Below are 22,605 nucleotides of genomic sequence, written 5' to 3'. Positions count from 1 at the left end.
TAGCGTTTAACTGGTAGCTTAAAGAGAGCCACTTTTAACTAATGGATGGATCCAGTTTGTCTTTGATTGATATCGGTGACCTGCATTTAAAAGACAGTGATGGAACGCGTCAGCAAGCGTTGTTTTTTGCTATTCGCAAGAAAATTGTTCAAGGATTGTGGGTGAAGAATGGGAAGTTGCCTTCTACGCGGAAGCTTTCACAAGCGCTTAATCTAAGTAGGAATACCGTGATTTCTGCTTACGAGCAGTTAGTGGCGGAAGGTTACTTGAACAGCCAAAAAGGTTCGGGTTTTTATGTTGCCGTAGAACTGCCGGAGCAGTACTTGCCTGAACCTAATTCAGTTCAGAGAGACTCATCACCGAAAACCAACTTTGACATCAGCCGCGCATTTGCACCGGGTGTGCCGGATTTGGACGCATTTCCGATGGCGCAATGGCAAAAGTTACTTGCTCGCCACATGTCCCGCCCCTGCTTGTTGGGGAATCAAGATATTCAGGGTAGTTGGGCATTGCGCAGTGCTTTAGCTGACTACCTCGCATCAAGTCGCTCAGTGAATTGTTCTCCAGAGCGCATTATTATTACCTCTGGGGCACAGCAAGCGTTGTCAATCGCGACGATGGTAGCTCTAAAACAAGGTGATAAGGTTCTGATGGAGCAACCGGGTTACGCGCAAATGCGGAAGTTGATTCAGTTCCAAAACTATCAATTTGAGCCTTTGTTCGTAAGAGAGAAATTAGGCTTTGATGTGGAAGCTGTGACCTCAAGCGATGCCGATGCGCTGTATATCACACCAAGTAATCAATATCCGATGGGGACCACACTCAATACCGAGCAAAGAGGAAAGATCATCAACTGGGCGGTCGAGCAATCAAGTTGGATCATCGAGGACGATTATGACAGCGAATTTCAGTTTGCTCATCGTCCCTACACCAGCTTACAGGGGCTAGCCGCTCAAATGGGTCGAGATGAGCATGTGTTGTATGTGGGTTCCTTCAGTAAAGTGATGTTTAACGGATTGCGGCTTGGCTACCTGGTGGTTCCTGAACGTTTAGTAGAGCAATGCTTAGTGGTTAAAGATGCGTTAAGTGGTGATTCACCGACGCACACTCAAGAAGCGTTGGCAGATTTTATTACCGAGGGTGGGTTGTTGCGCCATATCCGAAAAATGCGCCGACTATATAAAACCAAGCATGAACAGATGCATTTATCCATTCAACAGCATTTTGGCGACAGTGTTTGCGTCGTTAGCCAAGCGGCTGGGCTTCATATTACGTTGAAATGGCAAAACGGTATAGATGAGCTGCGTTTTACAAAACTGGCAGAGCATGAAGGGATCATATTGCGACCTTTGAGCTATTATGAACATCCAGGTTTCCAAGCACGTCACTGGCATGGTGCCGTGCTTGGTTATGGTAATATCGCGTTAGAGAACATAGACGCTGGTATCCAACGTTTAGCCCAAATTTTTCGACATGGGAAGCGGTGACTATTCAACTGCGCGTGTTTGTCGTTTATGTCGCCACTGTTTCCAAGGCAGTAAAAGTAGAGTGAAAATGCCAAGTGCATATAACATTGACCAGCCTAAACATATAAAAACACCGGTACAAAGCAGTAGAGAAAGTCCCGCAAGCGCTTTACCAAACCCACGAAGCAATTTATAAGCGGCTAACATCGCCAACATGTAAACCAAAACGAATACACTATTTGCTAGTTTTAGGAAAAACTCCAGATCGAGCTGCGATAGCGTTCCTATCACGCAAGATATTAGCAGTACGCCGCCAACTAATAAGGTGGCTGAGAAAGGGACACCACGACGCGAAATCTTGGCTAGTGGGCTGTAAGGACGATGTTCCCGAGCTTGAGCCCAGACCATTCGCGCTAGGCTCTGTGTGTATAAGTTAACGCTCGCGAAACAAGCGGAGAATCCGATCAAACTGATTATCCATTTGGCCCCATCGCCAAGTAGTTGAGCACTCAACCATGGAATCGATGCATTATCGAATTGAGCATTACCATATGCACCAAACTTTAAAATAACAACAGAGCAAGCCCAGTACGTAGCTCCCGCTACAAAACAACCGACAATAATGGCAATAGGGAAATCTCTTTGAGGGTTTTTGAATTCTTCCCCCATATGAGCAAAAGCCTCTATGCCAACAAAACACCAGAACATCACGCCAAGCGCTGCGGTAATAGGCCAAATTGACTCTTGTGTGATAGCTGGCATCACGAGATCGGCGCTGTTAACGTCACCTTTCCATAAAAATGTGCCAACGAGCGCAAAGACACTCAAAGCAATAAGAGTTTGTAAATGACCTGATGACTTAGTGCCCATCAAGTTGACGAACACAAGAAGTAATACCGTTAGAATTTGTGCAAACAGATTATTGCTAATAGGCTCTGGTAATATTTGCTGTAGAAAGCCTGCGGCGAGTGCAATCGCGGCCGGAACCCCTACCGGAATGACACTAACAAATAGCCAAGCTACACTACTTTCCAGCTTGGCGTTAAATGCTTTACGCACAAAAAATGCGGTTCCGCCCGCGTTGGGATATCGCTTGCCTAGCTGGGCAAAAGTCAGCGCAATAGGACAAATGGCGATGAATAATAAAATCCAGGCCCATAGTGAAAAATGACCCGCTATGCCTGCTGCAATAGCTGGTATCATAAAAAGCCCCGTTCCCATTAATGTTGTGGATAGTTGGGCGATACCGGATGTGAGTGAAATGTCTTTTTTGAGCTGTTCCATGCTAATTGATTCATCCAATGTTGTAGGACTTATGACGAAAACGCTTGTGGCTTCTAATTATCTCATTTATTGGAGTTTAATGAGCCCGCTAGTGCGCTGAGTGCATAAGAAGCGTATTTGATTTCAATGCGTTATCGCTCTTTTATTTGAATGGATAACGGTGCTCATCTCATGCTTACCAAATAGCATATCCAAAATCTTAATAACAAAATGATTTACTGAACCGTCAATATGACGGTTGTTTTAAATATTTCCAACAAAATGTTGGTTTCTTATGCAGTTAGAATCGGTATAGAATGAGAAAAATAAGGAAAGCTTGGTAAGTATATGGACAAGTTTGATCACAAGATTGTGGATCTTCTCCGACACAACGCTCGGCTGTCGGTGACTGAAATTGCGGATAAAGTGAACCTTTCTCGTTCTGCGGTGACTGCTCGTATTCGTAAGCTAGAACATGACAAAGTGATTCTCGGGTATCACGCTGAAATTGCCTCTTCAGGCGGGGACTCGATTTGTGCTTATTTTGCTCTAAAGTTCGATAAATCTACATCCACGTATTATTGCGAATCATATGCCGACGAACTATACAAAATCGATGGCGTAAAATGGTGCCATGCAATCAGTGGTGAAACGGATATGATGGTTTTTGTCGAAGTACCTACGATGACTCGTTTGAACGAAATCAGAGATCAAATTCAACGTTACCCAGAGCTAAGGCACCTCATGACTCATACCGTTTTAGCTGAGTTCTTTAATACGACTGGCAACCAGTTTGTGAAATAAGCATCATGGGTGCCATTATTTATTAAACCTTCTTGAGCCGGTATGTTAAACAACATCAATTTGAATCTACTTAGGTCCTTGCATGTACTTTTAGAAGAGTGTCATGTCAGCCGAACTGCAGAACGTTTGCACATTACTCAGTCTGCGGTTAGCCGACAGCTTGCACAATTGCGCGATCTGTGTGGTGACCCACTGCTTATTCGTCAAGGTAATCAGCTGATACCAACCCCGCGAGCAATAGCATTAAAATCAAAGCTTGATGCGTTACTGGCTGAGTTTGACCATTTACTCGATGACAAACCTTTTGAGCCGCAACTGTGGCAAGGCGAGCTGGTTATTGCCTCAAGTGATTACGTGGCACAATACGTTTTGCCCGATATTGCATCTCACTTAGGTGAACAAGCACCACAATTGGATTTGGCGTATCGACTGTGGCAACTAGATTTTATCGATAAGCTTCACGAGTTAGGAATCCATCTTGCTTCTTCTATGTATCCCACTCAGCCTGAAGGTGTATCTAGCATCAATATTGGTTCTGATAAGTCAGTTTGTTTGATGAAGGCGTCTCACCCTTTAGCTGGTAAGGCTTCGATTTCTATAGAGGACCTCATCAGTCATTCGCATATTCAAGTGACGGGTGGGGGAGACAAAGACTCAAGTACTGATATGGCACTAAAAGACAGGGGGCTGATGCGTCATGTTACCTTTAAAGTGCCTTTTTTCTCTGCGGCGGTAAATCGTTTGGTCTCAAGTGACCACTTGATGGTAGTTCCGGAGCACATTGCAAATAATTTGGCCAAGCACTGGCCTTTGGTTCATAAAGCGCTTCCTTTTGAGACACCTACCCATGAATACTGGCTGATGTGGCATCCTAAATACGACAATGATCCAGCTCATCAGTGGGTGCGAGAGCAAATCCACGCGGTGATGAAAATATCGGAATACTCCATCCATTAAGTTATGATTTTAAATCATGACTTTTATGCGAAACTTTGATTTCAAATTATAGCTCTTCAATTGATAGATTGAGTTCAAATGGAGAGAGGTTATTTATGACACTAACAGTTTGGTTATCACTTTTTACCGTGTGTTTACTCGGCGCTATGTCACCTGGGCCTAGCCTAGCGATTGTGGCAAAACATGCCTTGGCTGGTGGACGCATCAATGGTTTGGCAACGGCTTGGGCACACGCTTTTGGAATTGGCATTTATGCGTTTATTACGCTGATTGGCCTCGCTGTTGTTTTGCAGCAAAGCCCGATGTTGTTCAAGACGATCAGCCTTGCAGGCGCGGCATATCTTGCATATTTAGGGTTCAATGCGCTGCGTTCGAAAGGCGGTGTGGCGGCGAAGTTGGAGTCAGGCGAAGAAACAACGGTAAGCCAGTCTGCTCGAGAAGGTTTTTTTATCTCGATTTTAAGCCCCAAAATTGCCTTGTTTTTTATCGCATTATTCAGTCAGTTTGTAGCGCTAGGTAATGATTTGAGCAATCAAATGATCATTGTTGCTACACCATTTGTTGTGGACGGGCTTTGGTATACTTTTATCACCCTAGTTTTATCGAGCTCTAAAGTAGTGGACAGAATTCGTTCTAAAGCGGTGTTAATTGATCGTTTGTCAGGGATTGTTCTCATGCTATTGGCACTTCGAGTGGTCGTAACCGTATAAATTTGCAAAGACAACAAAATATTAAAGGCAGCCCGGATGGCTGCCTTTTTTGTAAAAAAGCACCCTGCCATTGTAAAGACAGGGTGAAAGCAAGAAGTTTCTCAGGAGCAGTCGGGGGAGAGAAACTTATATAAATTCTATTTACTTATCGGCGAACCTCTTCGAACTCACCTTCAATAGCATCGGCTTTACCAGTATTGAATTCATACTCTTCATGCATTTCTTTCTGCATTTTCTTCACGCGCTTCTCAATACGTTTGCCTGTAATTAATGCTGCGATGGTCAACGGAATCGCAATGATCAAGCTAAAGACTAATGTAAAAAAGCCCGTAATCAGTGCCAGTGCGGTAACAATAATCCGATTCATAATCATGACCTCTCTGTAATTCATGTGTTCAGATTAATGCTGTGAACATGAACAAAACATGAATGATAGTCTTTACTTTGTCCGGAGAGTGTCAAATGAGCGAAATCAAAAAACGCCTGAGGGTGATCAGGCGTATAAACGGGGAAAAATATTAGTAATGCGCTTCGCGCTTATTATTTAGAACAAATATGAGATATTGTCCGTTACGCTATGTGGTTAACGTTGTGGAGCAAAGTTCACCTATCGAGGGAATGTTTGGTAACGAACACCCATCATTTGTTCCATACAGTGCACAACTTGGCAGCTGTAACCGAATTCGTTGTCGTACCAGATGTAAAGTACGCAACGTTTGTCTTGTGCGATAGTCGCTTGACCATCTACGACGCCTGCATGGCGAGAGCCAACTAAGTCAGTTGATACAATTTCTGTTGAATCGGTGTAGTCAATCTGTGCCGAAAGCTCAGAGTTCAACGCCATTTCACGCAAGTAATCGTTCAGTGAATCACGGTCTACGTCTTCACCTAAGTTTAGGTTAGCGACTGCCATCGAAACGTTTGGTGTCGGTACGCGAATTGCGTTACCTGTTAGCTTACCAGCTAGCTCTGGCAGTGCTTTTGCTACTGCTTTAGCTGCGCCAGTTGAAGTTAGAACCATGTTCAGAGAAGCACTACGTCCACGGCGGTCACCAGAGTGGAAATTGTCGATCAAGTTTTGGTCGTTTGTGTATGAGTGCACGGTTTCGATGTGACCAGAAAGGACACCATATTTATCATTCAGCGCTTTAAGAACCGGCGTGATTGCGTTTGTGGTACAGCTCGCGGCAGAGATGATGGTGTCATCTTCTTGAATAACTGATTCATTTACACCGAATACAACGTTTTTGATATCGCCTTTACCTGGTGCCGTTAGCAGCACTTTCTCTGCACCTTGACACGCTAAGTGTTGGCTTAGGCCTTCAGAATCACGCCAAACACCTGTGTTATCAACAACAAGCGCGTTGTTAATACCGTAAGCAGAGTAGTCCACTTCGCTTGGATTGTTTGCGTAGATGATTTGGATGTAGTTACCGTTAACGATCAGAGCTTTACGTTCCTCATCGATCACAATGCTACCGTTGAACTGACCGTGGACTGAGTCACGACGCAGTAAGCTAGCACGCTTCTCTAAATCGCCTTTTTTACCGCCACGAACCACAATCGCTCGTAGTCGTAGTGGGTAACCTGGGCCACTTTTCTCGATCAGAAGGCGAGTTAGTAGTCGACCAATGCGACCAAAACCATAAAGAACTACATCACGCGCTTTCAATGAAGAGTCTGCATCGCGTGCGCCATCAAGTGCAGTGATAAGGAAATCATTTAGAGACGCAGTATCGTCATGCTCATTCCAGTACTTAGTTGCCAATTGGCCAACATCGACACGACACGAAGAAATGCTCATTTCACATAGCGCTTGAATGATAGGCATTGTGTGCTCAAGTGAGAGTGGGCTGCCTGTATAACGTCTTGCAACGCGATGAGTTTTGAGAATGTCTATAGTAGTAGCATTGATAAGCGTTTTACCAAACAGAACCACTTCGATTCCTTTTTGACGATATAGCTTACCAATTAGAGGGGAAATAGATTCAGCAATCGTTTGGCTAGTTTGCCAGTCTTGGAGATATTTCTCTGGACTCATTGTTGTATTAGACCTTTCACGTTTTGGGGGCTAACCATACTCTCTGCTGTTGCCTCTTCGGCAGCGTGCAAGAGTGTGGTGGGTTATGTAATCGGGTTGTAATAGTTATGTGTGCGGATTCTAAGGTCGGAGCCCTTATTCTGCTAGGAAAATTAAATCCAGTGTAAAACACTAGTTAAGGTCGTGTTAGTGGTGAATTAATGTGACTAAAGCGGTGGTTTTCACGTATTGACATTTAAAAAGTTATCCACTTTTTTCGCGATGATAATGTGTGTTTTCAAATTAGTTTTGTTGTCACTGTGAATTCGTTTGCATTTTTGTGTGATTTGTCTCGATAAGGCAACGAGATAGGTGAACATATGGTTTGGAATTTCATGAAAAGTGATGTGCATCTTAGGTATGAGTGAAACTTCACTGTTTGTACTCAGCTTGAAGATCGAAAAGTATGATTCGAGTCACAATTACCATTTCATTGACCGATGGCGAAATAAGCGGAATGACCATGGTTTTGGTAGGTGAATGTTGTTTTAAAGTAACCATGTCGTATATGCCTTTCAATGCTAGAAACTAGTCTAGTATTAAATAATCGGATGAGATCAACCATTGGGCTGATGGATGTTGAGATTATCAATAAAAACACGCTTAGCACTCCTCGCACTATTACCCACGGTGGTGATAGTGGTTTTTGCAGTTCAGCAGTTTTCTGACAATGCGTTGCGCGTAAGCCGTCTCAATCAAACGGTAATCAATATCCAAGGTTTCCAGTTGATATCCCAAGCCTCTCATTTTATATACTCCATAGAGAAAGCACGCCGCCAGCCTACGCTTCAAGCATCAGCCGCACTTAATATAGAAGAACAAGACGGTGTTATTTCTTCCATGCATCAAAAATTCGTCAGTAACCCCAATACCGCTGAATATGCTGATGAGCTGAAAGAGGCCATGCTAGGGGTATTATCAGGTAGGTTGGACGAGATGGATGACCTGGGCGATTGGGCATTTCAACTGCTTCAAAATATGTCGCGCTCTTTGCTACAAAATCATCAGTGGTATGGTAGTGAGGATGGCATTCGAATGCAGAATTTTATTGCTTACCTTGCTCAGCTGTCTTTTTGGACACAGAAAGAAGCCTGGTTGACGCATCGCCTAGTTCAAGATCCTAAGAGTCGGTTGAGTCAGAGTCTGTTTTTTCAGGCTATTGATCGACAGCAGCAAAATTTGGATGCGTTTTTAAATTTAGGAGGGTCATACGATCAAGTTGATAAATTGCTAGGCTTGTTTACGTCGCCGAGATATCAGAGAAATTTGGCATCTCGTGGGCGATTAATGTCAGGGGACATGTCACGTAGTGACTATGAAGCGTATTTGAGAGAACTCGATTTCCGTGTGCAACGCTTGCAAGTACTCATTGATGGGTTCACGAAACAAACAGAGCAGTCGCTCCTAACACAAGTTCATGAACAAAAGACCAATATTGCGATGATTACCTCTGGCGTTATTTTGGTTATCGTCATGCTTTGCTGGCTTGGCTTTGGCACTTGGTTTCGGGTTAATAGCAAACTAGATGCGATTATTCATACCTTAACGGCGCTGATCAATGATGAAGAGAAACAGACGAAAGTCAAAGTCGATGGCAGTGATGAACTGACGATTTTCGCTCAGCAAGTGAATCGAGTGGTTGAAGAAAAGCAGAGACAAACAGACGAAATACTCCATGCTAAAGAGTCAGCAGTGTCTGCTAATCGCGCTAAATCAGTATTTCTTGCCAACATGTCGCATGAAATACGTACCCCCCTAAACGGTATTATGGGCATGACGGAGATACTCTCTCAAAGCGAGTTATCTTCCCATCAACAAGAAGTCGTTGATGACATTGACTCTTCATCCCAAACATTACTTACCTTGCTTAACGATATTTTGGATCTTTCTAAAATCGAATCTGGTCGACTGGAGTTGTCGCTAGTCGAGGCCGATATCCGAGAGGTGGTGTACCAGTCGATGGTTTTATTTCAATCCAAAGCCACATCTAAACAGCTAGAGCTGGGGATTAACTTAGCTGAAAACATTCCAACTCGAGTGATGGTTGATGATCATCGCATCAAGCAGGTCATCACGAATCTGGTATCGAATGCGGTCAAGTTTACCGAAAGCGGTCATATACGTGTTGATGTCAGTTATGACGAGTTATCTGAGAAAGAGTGCGGAGTGCTGATGTTTAAAGTCGAAGATACCGGGATAGGCATTGAACAAGATAAGTTAACGACGATTTTTGAACCCTTTACTCAGGAAGATGAAGGGGTGTCGAGGCAGTTCGGTGGAACGGGACTGGGATTGGCAATTTGTCGTCAACTGGTATCCATGATGGGAGGGCAGCTTATAGCGACATCCACAAAAGGAGTGGGCACATGCTTTGAATTCTCTATTGAGGTTGACGTTATTCCGGTGTTTGGCTGGCGCTCGGACGTGATAAATAAAGGGCTCTTGATCTGCACAAATTACGATTACGCTGATCAACTTTTGAAAGAGTGTCGATTAGCGAAAATCAATCTCTTTGGTGCGAATAATGTTAATGAAGTAAAAGCAATAAACGATGACTTTGATGTCATATTTCTGTGCCATAGTGACGACTCCAATACGGATGAAGTCTTAGATGAATTGTCACTCAAATATGATCTTCGTCGTGTGATTATTTGTCAGCATCATCTATCCACTCCCTACGACAATGCAGAAAGAGTACATGCTGTACTCACATTGCCTTTTCTTGGCAATCGATTTAAGCATGTCATTGACGATTTAGCGAAGGTAGAAAAAACCATTTCAAGTGACGCTGTCACTAATGGTGTTCCAAAGTATGAATATCGAACGTCGCGCTCTCACAGGAGGATCTTAATCGCGGAGGATAACTTGATGAATCAGAAAATCGCGAGTTTCTTTCTGGATAAAGCAGGGTATGACTATTTGATAACAAGCAATGGACAAGAAGCGTTGGAAGCCATCACAAAGGGAGAAGAATTCGATGCAATTTTAATGGATTGTATGATGCCTGTGATGGATGGACTGACCGCGACGAAAGAAATTCGTCGTTGGGAAAAGAAATCGGGGCGTGAGAAAACGACCATTATTGCGCTCACCGCGAGTGTTTTGGAAGAAGACATTCACAACTGTTTTGCTGCAGGTATGGATGCTTATTTACCTAAGCCTTATAAATCGAATCAGCTATTTGAGCTCTTTAATGAATTAAAACTCGCCTAAATCGATAACATTTCAAGACGATAAAGCCCCAATCAAAGGGGCTTTATTTTAACCATGCATTGTCATGCGTTTGCTTGAGCGCTAGCGAGTTTACGTATGGTTTGTCGATAGGTTAGGTAAGCGGAAATGCCCGCCAGAATGTTGCCGATACAAGCGCCTAAAAGTAGACCTCGGATTCCCCCCATTTGAGCGCCAACCCATAAGCAAGGAAGGAAAAAGACAAACAAGCGTAGCGCTGAAATGGTGAGCGCGGTGTAAGACTTACCTAATGCATTGCAAAGAGAAACCATCAACATACATACACCTAGTGAACCTAAGCTGACAGGAACAATCAGCAAATGCATTTCTAATACTTGCTCTACTTGAACATCACTGGTCATCAGTAGTGCAAGTGGGTTTGCGACGGCAAACGTAATGGCTGCGATCAAAAGTTGAAAGCCCAGAATGAATTTTACGGCAATACTGACTAGCGATTGGATATCTTGGTAGTTCTTTGCGCCAAGTAAGCGCCCGACCATTGGGGGCATAGACATTGTCAGCGCTAACACCGAAACGATAGCAAAGAATTCGTAGCGTGAACCGAGCGCCCAAGCGGCGACTGCGGCGGTCCCGAAGCTTGCCAATAACTTTGTTGCTAACATGGACGACAACGGAGGCAGCAGTTGGCTGATCATCGCAGGTCCCATGATGTTACCGATAGACGCAACACTTTTAGCTACGTTGAGGTCTTGCCACTGCGTTGTTGCCCAGTGATTCTTCTTTACGCGAGGCGCGACGACTAAAATACCAAACCCAAAAGCAACGATGGTTGCTATTGCGGCTCCGTTAATACCCAAGTCAAACGTGAAAATAAATAGTGGATCGAGCACAAGGTTCACACCGCTGGTCACCATCATCATTGTGCCAGGCAACATGGTGTTGCCGTTAGCTCGGCAAATACTGTAGTAAAAATATAAAACCGCTCCAGTCCATGAACTTAGCAGCCACCAAGGCCAGTAGCTGTCGATAATCGGCATCACAGATTCTGGAGCACTTAATAGAGATAAAATGGGGTAGCGCAAAAGCCAAATTAGCCCTCCAAAAACGGCTACACCGATTGAGCCAATCATCAAAACTAAGCCACCGAGCTGTTTGGCATAACGACTTTCATTCGCACCAAGCGCTTTAGAAATGACAGCGGTCGTGGCGATACCTAAACCGACTTGAATGCCGATAATGACCATTTGCAACGGAAGAGTAAAACCTTGAGCGGCCAAAGGTAAAACGCCGAGCTGACCGATAAATGCACTATCTACAAGCTGAAAGCTCATTAAAGATAGAACGCCAAATAGCATTGGCCAAGTCATCGTAAATAATTGTTTTGCAAGTGTTGGTTGTGTACTTGTCGTAGTTGAGGACATAGAAAGCTGAATGCGTTAGGAATAAGAGTTGGATTGATTGTACACGGCGCTTAGTTTAGAGACAAAAATAAACCCCGAGTAAGGTAGCCTTACTCGGGGTTGGAAAATCTAGCTTAAGCGTTTATTTTTTGCCGCTAGTTTGCTTGTCTTCTTCAGTCAGTTCGCGAATACGACGGCTGATGTCACGACGTGCTTTAGAGATTTCTGCACTTTTGATGATGTGGTCATCAACACGATCTTCGTAGTCTGCTTTCATATTTTTGATGATTGCGACGATTTCATCGTGAGTCATTTCTGGTTTGATGTAATCTAGAAGGTTTTCTAGAAGGTCAACACGTTTGCGGTTATCACGAACTTTCTTTTCGTTATCAAGCAGCTCACGTTTTAGTTTGTTTTTACGACGAGCTTGGTTAACGATTTCAAATACGCTACTCATAGTTCTCTTTCCTAATTTTATGAATATCTCCCTCGATTAAAGCACAACATCCAGTGGCATAACAGTCTTTAGATCAATCACAATGCAGAGTTGAACATTTCTCAACCAATTGCGATGTGTCTACATAATCACGCTTCTTTAATCGAGTTTTGGGCAACATCGTAGAATCCATCGATGCATTGTCATAACGTGGCCTTCACTATATTATCAACACCATTGAATGCAAAATGATGAACTTGATATGGACTCTGGGAACACTGCGGAGCAAGTAAGTAGTCAAGATAATGAGCAAGCCACTCGCTCTGTGGCTGAAAAGTTAAAAACAGCGTATATCAACGCTCGCGAGCAACTCGAAATCATCGAAGTTGAGCTGAATCGTTCAAAAATAATGATGGTTGATCAAGATGGCAATTTGACGAAAGTGCCAATTCTCTCGGAGCATTGATACCTGACCCGATTCGCAAAGGGTGCCAGGTCTTGCGCTATGCTTTAGCCTGACACCGACACCTGAATCGTTAACGCTTCTTGCATCTCTTTGCCAATGTATGATGCATGATTTCGAAGCGATTTAGGTACCAAGTCAAATGCAAAAATAATAAGGAAATGCATTATGAAAGTTGAGCTAACGGCAATTGAAGCACGAGTCATTGGTTGCTTGATCGAAAAAGAAGTCACCACCCCAGATCTTTACCCCCTCAGCCTAAACGCTTTAACCAACGCGTGTAATCAAAAAAGCAACCGTGATCCCGTAATGTCGCTCTCTGAGTCAGACGTTCTCGATGCCGTTGATGCTCTAATTGAGCGTAGGCTCGTCAGTGACGAAAGTGCGTTTAACAGCCGTGTTAGCAAGTATCAGCACCGTTTCTGTAATACGGAGTTTGGTGATTTAAAACTGACAGAACAAGAGAAGGGAATCGTGTGCTGTATGCTTTTGCGTGGTGCTCAAACGCCTGGGGAAATTCGCACTCGTACCAATCGTCTCGCGACATTTCATGATGTAAAAGAAGTTGAAACGGTTCTGGAGCACTTAGCAAGCGAAGATAAAGGGCCATTAGTGGTCAAGTTACCGCGTGAAGCCGGAAAGCGAGAGTCACGCTATATGCATTTGTTCTGTGGCGACGTTGACGTCTCTGAGCTAGCAGTGCCAGTGTCAGCGGCTGGCTCTAATTCTGATCGAGTCAGCCAGTTAGAGCTCGAAGTTGCTCAGCTTAAAGAAGAGCTCGATGAACTAAAAGCTAAGGTCGAGTCACTACTTTCATGATTGAAAATACAGCGCAGCGTTGGAGTGTCTATTTGATACGAAATAACCGCAATGCGCTGTATTGCGGTGTCACAAACAATGTTGAGCGAAGATTCAATCAGCACCAAACGGGCAAAGGAGCGAAAGCTTTAAAAGGAAAAGGTCCCTTGGTATTGGAGTGGTCTTCGGATTTTGATTCAAAGACACTTGCCATGCGGGCTGAGTATTATATTAAGCAACTAACAAAAGCTAAGAAAGAGCTACTTGTTACGTCAAAAGCAAGTATTGTCGTTGATGAAAATCAGCAGATGATGTTAGAAATGGCTTTATCGAAATAAGCGTTCGCGACATGCCGAATAACAAAGAAACCGTCCACAGAGGCGGTTTCTTTTTAGTTTTGGAGTACCATGTAAGAACAAACTGACGCATAATGGGTTGGTGTTCTGTTTAAACACTCAGAGTATGAAAAGGAGAAATGATATTTTGTGACCTTACAATTAGGTACACAATAAACGTTTATTCGTTCCAACTCAGACTAAGAACCAATTTATTATTGAAACAGGCACTCAGAGGAAGGTAGATTACAAGAGTAAAGGATGACTCGGCTAGGTAACGAATAGAGCTGAATTAGGCTCATAAAAAGCTAAAAGAGCAGTAGATGAAAAAAGCGTTAGTATTCTCCCTGATGTCAATGGCCACTGTCGCGCCGATAGCGCAAGCCACTCAAGTCCTCAATGGGTATTGGGCATATCAAGAATTTTTAGACCAGTTTCCAGAACAGAAGCAGTTAACGAATGCGTTGGCTGACGCCGTGCGAGAGACTCCTGTTCCGGTTGAAAGAGACAAAAAACGTCCGTTAAAAATTTCTGTGGTTTATCCAGGCCAACAGATTTCGGATTATTGGATTCGAAATATAGACGCATTTGAACAGCGTTTAGATAAACTCGATATCGACTATCAACTTAATCAAGTATTTACCCGTCCCAACGCAGATATTAAGCAACAAAGTTTGTCTTTAATGGAAGCGCTGAAGAGCAACTCCGATTATCTTATTTTCACTCTCGATACCACTAGGCATCGTAAGTTTGTTGAACACGTCTTAGACTCAAAGAAAACCAAGTTGATCTTACAAAATATCACTACACCGGTAAGAGATTGGGAGGATCACCAACCGTTCCTTTATGTTGGTTTTGATCATGCTGAAGGCAGCCGTGAGCTTGCAGTGGAGTTTGGTAAGCGTTTTCCAAAACAGAGCCATTATAGTGTGCTCTACTTTTCAGAAGGGTATATCAGCGATATCAGAGGCAATACCTTTATCAATCAAGTCAACCGTGATAACAACTTTGAACTACAATCTGCTTACTATACTAAAGCGACAAAGCAGTCTGGGTACGAAGCAGCAAAAGCGAGTTTGGAAAAATACCCTGACGTCGATTTTATTTATGCGTGTTCTACAGATGTGGCGCTAGGTGCTGTTGATGCGCTGAAAGAATTAGGGCGTGATGATGTCATGATCAACGGCTGGGGTGGCGGCTCTGCAGAATTAGAAGCGCTTTCGAAAGGGGAGTTAGACGTTACTGTTATGCGTATGAACGATGATACTGGCATTGCAATGGCAGAAGCGATTAAGTGGGATCTTGAAGGGAAACCCGTTCCAACCGTTTATTCTGGTGATTTTGAAGTCGTCACGAAATCTGATTCTCCAGAAAGAATTGAAGCATTAAGAAAACGCGCATTTAGATACTCAGACAATTGATGACAACTACATCAAAAACAAGAAAGCGTCGCTCATTGTCGACGCTTATTACGAAAATAATCATTCTCGTACTTGCTCCGATCATTTTAGGTATCTTCGTTCAGAGTTATTACTTCTCGAAGCAAATTATTTGGCAGGAAGTCGACAGAACTAAGCAACAGACGTCAGCGCTGATTCTTAATATTTTTGATAGCCATTTTGCTGCGATTCAGATTCATCACAACAGTAACTCGAAGAGTGATGTTGTTTTAGATTTTTATACAGAACGGGATGAAGAAGCTCTCAATTACTTTTTCATGAGTATTGACCAGAGTGATCCTTCCCATACGCCAGAATTTCGCTTTCTCACCGATCATCAAGGCATTATTTGGGACGATGGGAATGCGCATTTCTATGGCATCAATAACTTGATTCTCAATGATCTCGCGAGCCAAGTGACTTTTAGCAACAATTGGTATTACCTCCCTTCACATACCCCAATGGGAACTCGCCATCTGTTACTGCGTCGTGTACCGGTTTTACAACCTAAAACCGGTGAAGTGATGGGGTATTCTTACAATGTTGTTGTTCTAGATAACAACTTCGGGTTGATGGAAAGACTAAAAAACGAAGGGAACGTTGATAATGTTGTTTTGGTGGCCAACGATACGCCACTAGCCAGCTCCCTAGTCGGAGATGAAGCGTACAAGATATTTGATGTTCTGAAGCGGCGAGAGTCTCAGCAAAAGCTTGACCAGTTGTTGATCATTAAAACCCCTATCGAAGTCAATGCTGCCACGACGGATTTGTGTTTGCTAACCGTGCAAGACAATCAGAGTGTTGTGACACTGCAAATCCAGCACCTTTTAGCGATGCTGGCTTCGGTTATCGGGATGGTGATGATTGCGTTGATGACCAAAGAGTGGATTGAGAATCGAGTCGTCGAAGAGCTTGGCTCGTTGATGGCATATACTCGTTCGGCTCGTGAAGAAAAAGGGTTCGAACGGTTTGGCGGATCGGATATCGAGGAGTTCGATCATATTGGTTCGACACTAGAAAACACCTTTGAAGAGCTGGAAGCGCAAAAGCGTTCATTCCGCGATCTGTTTAACTTTGCGTTATCGCCGATTATGGTGTGGTCAGAGTCTGGCGTACTCATCCAAATTAATCCGGCAGCCCGCAAAGAATTGGTCATGGAAAACGACATTGAAACCATGCACCCAGTGTTTAAAGGCTTCAAAGAAAAGTTGATGCCGCACCTGCGAATGGCAGCTCAAGGAGCCACGTTAACTGGCGTCAATGTACCAATTGGAGACAAGGTATATCGCTGGAACTTATCGCCGATTCGAGTTGACGGTGATATCAGCGGTATCATTGTTCAAGGTCAGGATATTACGACGCTTATTGAAGCGGAAAAACAAAGTAACTTGGCACGTAAAGAGGCAGAAAAATCCGCCCAAGCACGTGCCGATTTTCTGGCTAAAATGAGCCATGAAATCCGAACGCCAATCAATGGCATTCTAGGAGTTGCTCAATTATTAAAAGACTCGGTCGAAACCGAAGAACAGAATAACCAAATTGACGTACTTCGACATAGTGGTGAGCACTTACTTGCTGTTTTGAATGACATTTTGGATTTTTCGAAGATTGAGCAGGGTAAGTTTAATATTCAAAAGCACCCGTTTTCTTTCACTGACACGATTCGAACGTTAGAAAACATTTATCGTCCAATTTGCGAAAATAAAGGCGTTAACCTCGTCATTGAAAACAAGATTGATCCCAATGTTGAAATCTTTACTGACCAAGTTCGTCTGAACCAAATTTTATTCAACTTAGTCAGTAACTCAGTTAAGTTTACCCCCTCGGGCAGCGTACGCTTGCATGCGGAACTGGAGCAGTTCTACGGCGCCGAAAATAGTGTGTTGGTAGTGGAAATTACGGATACGGGCATCGGCATAGAGCCCGATAAGCTCGACCAAATGTTCGAACCTTTCGTTCAAGAGGAAGCAACGACCACTCGAGAATACGGTGGCAGTGGTTTGGGACTGACCATTGTGAAAAGCCTCGTCGATATGCTGGAAGGTGACGTTCAAGTACGTAGTCAAAAAGGTTTAGGCACGACCTTTGTTATTACAATGCCAGTGAAAGATCGTGAGCGAGTGCTCACCCCTCTTGATTCAAGCTTGAGAGTTAAACCTGGTGAGTTATTCGCAGAGAGTCTAAAAGTACTGTTGGTAGAAGATAACCATACTAATGCTTTCATTCTCAAAGCATTTTGTAACAAGTACAAAATGCAGGTTGATTGGGCAAAAGATGGATTGGAAGCGATGGAGTTCTTAAAAGATCATACTTACGATTTGATTTTGATGGACAACCAACTGCCGCATCTTGGAGGAATTGAAACAACCAAAGAGATCCGACAGAAGCTGAAGTTAGGCACGCCAATTTATGCTTGTACTGCCGATACGGCGAAAGAAACCAGTGATGCGTTTATGGAGGCGGGCGCGAATTACGTATTGCTCAAACCGATTAAAGAAAATGCGCTCCATGAAGCCTTTGTTGACTTCAAGCAGCGATTCTTAATTGAACGAACGTGATGAACTCATTCGCTATGAGCCTTAATTGATAATTCAATCGCTCACTAAACCGAAAAGCACAACGCCATAACTTAGGGTTGTGCTTTTTTTGTATCTCAATGCTTCACTTGTTGATAAGCCAGGATTGCTGATATCACCTTTAGTGTCGTATATCACTATTACAACCCAAGTACGACGTTGCGTTACGCAAACTTGTTCCCCAATGGCATATTCTATGTGATTTAAATCACAAAAACTTATTTACTTAGCGTGCTAACTATTCTATATTACTTAGCAAGCTAAGTAATTGAGTAGATCTTATGATTCAAGACATCAACAGTTTGCGCGACCTTTCTCTGGCTGAAAAGTTATCTCGTGTTGCCCGTTTGTGGAAAATGGTTGCAGATCGCGAGTTGGAGCCTTTAAACCTGACGTATCCGCGTTGGACTGCGTTATGGAAACTTTATCGAATGGGCGACAACGTTAGTCAGAAGCATTTGGCTGAAGCGCTTGAGATTGAGTTAGCATCGCTGATGCGCACATTAAAGCTATTAGAAGAGCAATCTCTGATCACTCGCCATTGCAGTGAGCATGACAAGCGAGCACGCATTGTTAGCCTTACAGAAGAAGGTAAAACTCTACTGAAGCAAATGGAGACTCGAATTCTTCAAGTACGGAGCAAGCTACTGACAGAAATCAATGACCAAGAGCTTCAAAAGCTTTCATTGATCCTAGATCAGATTGCTCACAATGCACTTGATTCACTTAGCGAATAAGTCAGAAACCCGAATTAAAAGAGAAGTAAACGCCTATGACTCCAGATCAAAAATTCGCACGTTGGATCAAGTATTCTTGCGTCGCGTTTGTCCTTGTCTTTGCCTATTTTCTAGTCGCAGATCTCGCCATGCCACTGACGCCCCAGGCAATGGCAACGCGAGTGGTAACTAAAGTAGCTCCCCGTGTGAGTGGACAGATTACGCATCTTTATGTTGCCAACAACCAAGAAATAAGCCAAGGCGATCTACTATTTCAGATTGATCCCCAGCCTTATCAGCTCGCCGTAGAAAAGGCTCAACTTAACCTTGAGCGTGTGATTCAAAACAACGAACAACTTGATGCTTCTATTGCTGCGGCAAAAGCGGACGTTGAAGCGAGCAAAATCGTGGCGGAACAAAAAGTTCGCGAAGCAAAACGTCTTAATACCCTGTTTCACCGTAATGGTACTTCGCAACAGCAGCGCGATGACGCACAGAGCAGTGCAACGGCAGCTAAAGCGAACTTACTGGCCGCACGTGCTCGTTTAAAAGAGTTGGAAGTAAACCGCGGTGATTTAGGCACAACGAATGTGAATATCCGCGTGGCGCAAAACCAGCTAAAACAAGCGGAACTTAATCTGTCTTACACTCAAGTCTCGGCGGAACATGATGGCGTTGTCGCTAACTTGCAGCTGGAGACGGGGGCCTATGCGGCAGCTGGTACACCTCTTGTCGCTTTAGTCTCCGATGACGTGGATATCATTGCCGACTTTCGTGAAAAGAGTTTACGACACTTTAATCAGAACAGCCGGGCGTTAGTGGCCTTTGATAGCTTGCCTGGTGATGTATTTGAAGCTCGTATTACGAGTGTGGATGCCGGGGTCAGCTCGGGTCAGTTCGATGCGGATGGTCGCTTAGCAACACCAACTGACTCAAACCGTTGGGTGAGAGACGCGCAGCGCTTACGTTTACATTTAGCTATCGATGAACCTCAGCAGCGCGCATTTCCAGCAGGGGCACGAGCAACCGTGCAGTTGTTGCCAGAAAACGCATTATCTGGTTGGTTAGCGAGGTGCCAGATCCAATTCTTGAGTCTTCTTCATTATATTTATTAACGAGGAGGCGATATGAAGTTATGGGATCATCCCATGTCGGAAAACGACTTCCGTCAGTGTTTGCGCATTGCAACTGGCGCGACCATTGGCTTCACCTTATGTAAGGTCTTTGGCTGGAATTATGGCGTATTTTTTACCGTAACACCGATGTTGTTACTTGGAATGGTACCAGTCATGAGCCTGCATGCTGCACGACAGCTGATTTTTTCAGCGGTCGTATGCGGATTGGAGGTCGGTATTCTTGGTGGGCTATTTGGTGGACATCCTGGCATGATGACGATCATCGCCTTCGGGTTGTTTTTGTATAAGTTCGCCTGTATGTCAAAAGGGAGCTTATTCTTGTTTGGGGCAAATAGCGTGCTGAGCTTGAGCATCATGCTGCATTTTGCGAGTTATCCAACAACCGACTTAAATGATCTGATATTCAGCAACCTACAAGCGAATGTTATTTCAGTGATCGTGGCCTACGTCGTGACATTTTTGATCCCTGATGCAGAGCCTCGTCAGCCATCGGCCAAACCATCTCAGCCTAAACAGAATCACCGCATGCGTCATGAAGCCCTTATGGGGGCGAGCATCGCTACAATGTCTTTCCTTGTATTCCAGCTATTTGACCTCAGTGATTCTATGTCCGCTCAGGCGACAACCTTGCTTTTATTGTTTCCTATGCATTGGAACGGTGCTTTAGGGTATGCGCGCAAAAGAGCAATGGGGACCTTGATGGGGGTAACCTTTGGTATTGCTGGGCAGCTCGTACTATACGATTGGTCGGATACCTTGCTGTTTATTGTCCCATTGCTGTGGATTGGCGCGATGATGTTCAGCTATATGCATGTAAAAGAGTCTAGTGGGTCAGGAGCTGGGTTTGGCGGATTAACTACATTAGGTATTTTATTTGGCCAATACCTTACTCCGGATGGCGATTTAATGTTCAGCGCGCTGTATCGCGTGAGTAGTATTTTGTTTGCTATTGTTGTCACTCTGCTCGTGACCTATGCGGTGCACAGAGTGCTCAACAGCTTTGAGGCGACGCGCTTTAGCCAGCAGTAAGTTCAGACGTTACTGGTTAGAAAGGACTGCTCCAGCAACTCTGTTTTTAGCTCGTGACTCATCGCTATTGGGCTTTCAAACTTAATTCCTATTACCCAGCCTTTCACCAACTTCTTAATGTTGGCAATGACACATCGATTTTCTTCTCCGATATAGTGGCTTAGAGAAGAGTCGATAGTGACACTTTCACCAACGGTGAATTCAGGCTCTATAAAGGTTGAGATACCAATACCTGCCAGTGAGAAGTCGATAAGGCTGCCGTCGTAAACATTCCCCGCATGAACAATCTTACAATCCATTTGCAGCTTATATCGTTCGTGTTCCCGGACTGGTTTGGTTGCAAATGTTCCTGGAATTCGAATAAATAAAAGGGGCGAAGGACGAACCGCAGTTGTTAGAACACTGGATTTAAATGCAATGACATGGCCTAACTCCGTATCTGATACACCACGCACGATGACATCGGCGTTTGGGAGTTTTCTCATCACTTGCTCTTCAAGCAAACGCATCGGTATATCAAGAATCAAATACGCGTTCTCTTTCATCCCAAGATAGGTGGTGGAATACGTATACTGGTCCTTAGGCCCAAACTCGAAATTAGTCGAAAGTTTCATTCCCGGTTTGAGGAATCTATGCAGTTCATCTTTAGTATGAGTGGCAGGCATTACATTGGCGTTTTAATTATTGGTTAAATCGAGGCTATCAAAACGCCATTTTGTTATTCAAGATAGTAGGACAAAAGTTTTTGTAAAATTATCGCTATCTGTGAAGTGGTGGGCGATAAGTTTGGCTCATTCCATCTTTCATAAAGATTTGGCTTGCCACAATACTGCCGCAGGTTACCAGCATCAGCGCTAACCAAGTAAGTGAATCTGGTTGTTCACCAAAGATTGGAACGGCAAGAAGTGTCGCGACGACTGGAGTTAATGACCCAAAAGCAGCACTGGCTTCGGCGCCAATAATTCGGATTGCATAGATAAAGGTAAAAGAGGCGATTAAGCCTGCGCCGACACCTTGCAACATCGCGTGGCCAAATAATTCTTCCCACGGCCACTGACTGATCGGCGTTATCGCTAGGTAACTATCTACCCATCCGAAGCCAACCGCAATGATGAGCAGTGCCAAAGACGCGATTGCAACGAATCCAGCACAGACATGCGCATTAAGGTTAGCAACACGAGCACTGATGGTGAAAACAGCCCACATAATGCTACCGGTTAGAAACAAGATGTGGCCTTGTAATTGAGACCAGTTGTACTCTGCACCGCTATTAGAAAGAAGAAATACGAAAATCCCTAACAGCACCGTAGAAAGCCCGATTAAGCGGTGAGCACTCAGCGACTGTTGATAGCACAACACCGCGATAGCAGAAACAAATAATGGCAAAGTACCAGGTACTAATGCACTGCCGTGCGCCACGGGAGCGAAGTGCATAGCTGTGCCGACGACCAGCAGGTAGGGCAGGCCACTCCCTACCACAACACCAGTTAGGTAGCGTTTAGGCACGACGCGAAGCGCCTGCTTATGCTTAATCACAAATGGTAATAAAATTAAACTTGGGATTAGAAAGCGAACTAACGCGATATCGGCTGGCTGCAAACTAGAAATTGCGCCCCCTTTTAAAGAAATAAAGAAACCAGACCAAAGCAGTAAGGTCGTTAATATAGCTGCGTATCCCAATATCATTGTCGGCATGTCCATTTGTAAATGATGTGTTAATTGTTGAATAAAACTCGTGCCAAAGGGAGGCAAAGTTTGACGCAATTAAGCTTGATGTTGGTGATAAAGCGCGTATAAGTGTTAAT

20 protein-coding genes are annotated in these 22,605 nt (G+C 44.0%); 13 read left to right on the top strand and 7 right to left on the bottom strand.

Translation table 11 applies throughout. The features are described from left to right. Window positions 1-41: 41 nt before the first annotated feature. Window positions 42-1,487 (top strand): PLP-dependent aminotransferase family protein, encoded by a 1,446-nt coding sequence (locus F7Y48_RS11180; protein WP_316684168.1) that lies wholly within the window; start codon window positions 42-44, stop codon window positions 1,485-1,487. On the opposite strand, the gene yjeH is transcribed toward F7Y48_RS11180, so the two are convergent. Further along, window positions 1,488-2,750, bottom strand: coding sequence for an L-methionine/branched-chain amino acid transporter (gene yjeH, locus F7Y48_RS11175; RefSeq protein ID WP_152815476.1), 1,263 nt, complete (start codon window positions 2,748-2,750; stop codon window positions 1,488-1,490). Window positions 2,751-3,077: 327 nt separating this feature from the next. On the opposite strand from yjeH, the gene F7Y48_RS11170 reads away from it, so the two are divergent. From F7Y48_RS11170 to F7Y48_RS11160, 3 genes are all read left to right on the top strand, one after another. Then, on the top strand, window positions 3,078-3,533 hold the full coding sequence (locus tag F7Y48_RS11170) for an Lrp/AsnC family transcriptional regulator (protein WP_005396378.1): 456 nt from the start codon (window positions 3,078-3,080) through the stop codon (window positions 3,531-3,533). 42 nt (window positions 3,534-3,575) lie between these two features. Next, on the top strand, window positions 3,576-4,490 hold the full coding sequence (locus F7Y48_RS11165; RefSeq protein WP_104972357.1) for a LysR family transcriptional regulator: 915 nt from the start codon (window positions 3,576-3,578) through the stop codon (window positions 4,488-4,490). A gap of 95 nt (window positions 4,491-4,585) precedes the next feature. Further along, a complete protein-coding gene (locus tag F7Y48_RS11160; protein ID WP_046875874.1) occupies window positions 4,586-5,200 on the top strand; it encodes a LysE family translocator in 615 nt (204 codons plus the stop codon). A 145-nt stretch (window positions 5,201-5,345) separates the two neighbouring features. Here the strand turns inward: F7Y48_RS11160 and F7Y48_RS11155 are convergent, their stop codons facing one another. Together F7Y48_RS11155 and F7Y48_RS11150 are read right to left on the bottom strand one after the other, a co-directional pair. Beyond that, on the bottom strand, window positions 5,346-5,567 hold the full coding sequence (locus F7Y48_RS11155) for a hypothetical protein (RefSeq protein ID WP_005397748.1): 222 nt from the start codon (window positions 5,565-5,567) through the stop codon (window positions 5,346-5,348). Window positions 5,568-5,807: 240 nt separating this feature from the next. Next, window positions 5,808-7,241 (bottom strand): glyceraldehyde-3-phosphate dehydrogenase, encoded by a 1,434-nt coding sequence (locus F7Y48_RS11150; protein WP_006741169.1) that lies wholly within the window; start codon window positions 7,239-7,241, stop codon window positions 5,808-5,810. Window positions 7,242-7,856: 615 nt separating this feature from the next. On the opposite strand from F7Y48_RS11150, the gene F7Y48_RS11145 reads away from it, so the two are divergent. Further along, the gene (locus F7Y48_RS11145) at window positions 7,857-10,493 is read left to right on the top strand and encodes an ATP-binding protein (RefSeq protein ID WP_316684161.1); all 2,637 of its coding nucleotides are present in this window, start codon (window positions 7,857-7,859) and stop codon (window positions 10,491-10,493) included. Between the two features lie 62 nt (window positions 10,494-10,555). On the opposite strand, the gene F7Y48_RS11140 is transcribed toward F7Y48_RS11145, so the two are convergent. Together F7Y48_RS11140 and F7Y48_RS11135 are read right to left on the bottom strand one after the other, a co-directional pair. Then, window positions 10,556-11,893, bottom strand: coding sequence for an MATE family efflux transporter (locus tag F7Y48_RS11140; protein WP_046875878.1), 1,338 nt, complete (start codon window positions 11,891-11,893; stop codon window positions 10,556-10,558). Window positions 11,894-12,014: 121 nt separating this feature from the next. Then, on the bottom strand, window positions 12,015-12,329 hold the full coding sequence (locus F7Y48_RS11135) for a DUF496 family protein (RefSeq protein ID WP_005373603.1): 315 nt from the start codon (window positions 12,327-12,329) through the stop codon (window positions 12,015-12,017). Between the two features lie 241 nt (window positions 12,330-12,570). On the opposite strand from F7Y48_RS11135, the gene F7Y48_RS11130 reads away from it, so the two are divergent. The 8 genes from F7Y48_RS11130 (at window position 12,571) to F7Y48_RS11095 (ending at window position 20,800) form a co-directional block, all read left to right on the top strand. Further along, window positions 12,571-12,774: a hypothetical protein gene (locus F7Y48_RS11130; RefSeq protein WP_031780656.1), complete on the top strand. Its 204-nt coding sequence runs from the start codon at window positions 12,571-12,573 to the stop codon at window positions 12,772-12,774. Window positions 12,775-12,939: 165 nt separating this feature from the next. Next, the gene (locus tag F7Y48_RS11125; RefSeq protein ID WP_047008119.1) at window positions 12,940-13,590 is read left to right on the top strand and encodes a YceH family protein; all 651 of its coding nucleotides are present in this window, start codon (window positions 12,940-12,942) and stop codon (window positions 13,588-13,590) included. Next, window positions 13,587-13,907, top strand: a complete 321-nt coding sequence (locus F7Y48_RS11120) for a GIY-YIG nuclease family protein (RefSeq protein WP_012842363.1) — start codon at window positions 13,587-13,589, stop codon at window positions 13,905-13,907. Before F7Y48_RS11125 ends, F7Y48_RS11120 begins: the two co-directional genes overlap by 4 nt. A gap of 320 nt (window positions 13,908-14,227) precedes the next feature. Further along, window positions 14,228-15,325, top strand: coding sequence for an autoinducer 2-binding periplasmic protein LuxP (locus F7Y48_RS11115; RefSeq protein WP_074190484.1), 1,098 nt, complete (start codon window positions 14,228-14,230; stop codon window positions 15,323-15,325). Beyond that, entirely contained in the window at window positions 15,325-17,901 is a 2,577-nt protein-coding gene (gene luxQ, locus F7Y48_RS11110) for a quorum-sensing autoinducer 2 sensor kinase/phosphatase LuxQ (protein WP_005397731.1), read from the top strand. The genes F7Y48_RS11115 and luxQ overlap by 1 nt, the downstream gene beginning before the upstream one ends. Window positions 17,902-18,200: 299 nt before the next feature. Then, window positions 18,201-18,656 carry a MarR family transcriptional regulator gene (locus tag F7Y48_RS11105; protein WP_005397727.1) on the top strand — a complete coding sequence of 152 codons (456 nt, stop codon included), beginning with the start codon at window positions 18,201-18,203 and terminating at the stop codon, window positions 18,654-18,656. A 35-nt stretch (window positions 18,657-18,691) separates the two neighbouring features. Beyond that, complete coding sequence (locus tag F7Y48_RS11100) at window positions 18,692-19,750, top strand: HlyD family secretion protein (RefSeq protein WP_262689005.1); 1,059 nt, start codon at window positions 18,692-18,694, stop codon at window positions 19,748-19,750. A gap of 12 nt (window positions 19,751-19,762) precedes the next feature. Further along, window positions 19,763-20,800 (top strand): DUF2955 domain-containing protein, encoded by a 1,038-nt coding sequence (locus tag F7Y48_RS11095; protein ID WP_006741160.1) that lies wholly within the window; start codon window positions 19,763-19,765, stop codon window positions 20,798-20,800. A 2-nt stretch (window positions 20,801-20,802) separates the two neighbouring features. On the opposite strand, the gene F7Y48_RS11090 is transcribed toward F7Y48_RS11095, so the two are convergent. Together F7Y48_RS11090 and F7Y48_RS11085 are read right to left on the bottom strand one after the other, a co-directional pair. Then, window positions 20,803-21,465 carry a flagellar brake protein gene (locus F7Y48_RS11090; protein WP_031780653.1) on the bottom strand — a complete coding sequence of 221 codons (663 nt, stop codon included), beginning with the start codon at window positions 21,463-21,465 and terminating at the stop codon, window positions 20,803-20,805. A 94-nt stretch (window positions 21,466-21,559) separates the two neighbouring features. Then, window positions 21,560-22,486: a DMT family transporter gene (locus F7Y48_RS11085; protein WP_005397718.1), complete on the bottom strand. Its 927-nt coding sequence runs from the start codon at window positions 22,484-22,486 to the stop codon at window positions 21,560-21,562. Window positions 22,487-22,605: the final 119 nt, after the last annotated feature.

It is taken from the genome of Vibrio sp. 2-1-2a, assembly GCF_032648565.1.
GTDB lineage: Bacteria > Pseudomonadota > Gammaproteobacteria > Enterobacterales > Vibrionaceae > Vibrio > Vibrio diabolicus.
Note: the sequence above shows the minus strand (reverse complement) of the source record. Positions and strands in the feature narration are given on the sequence as shown.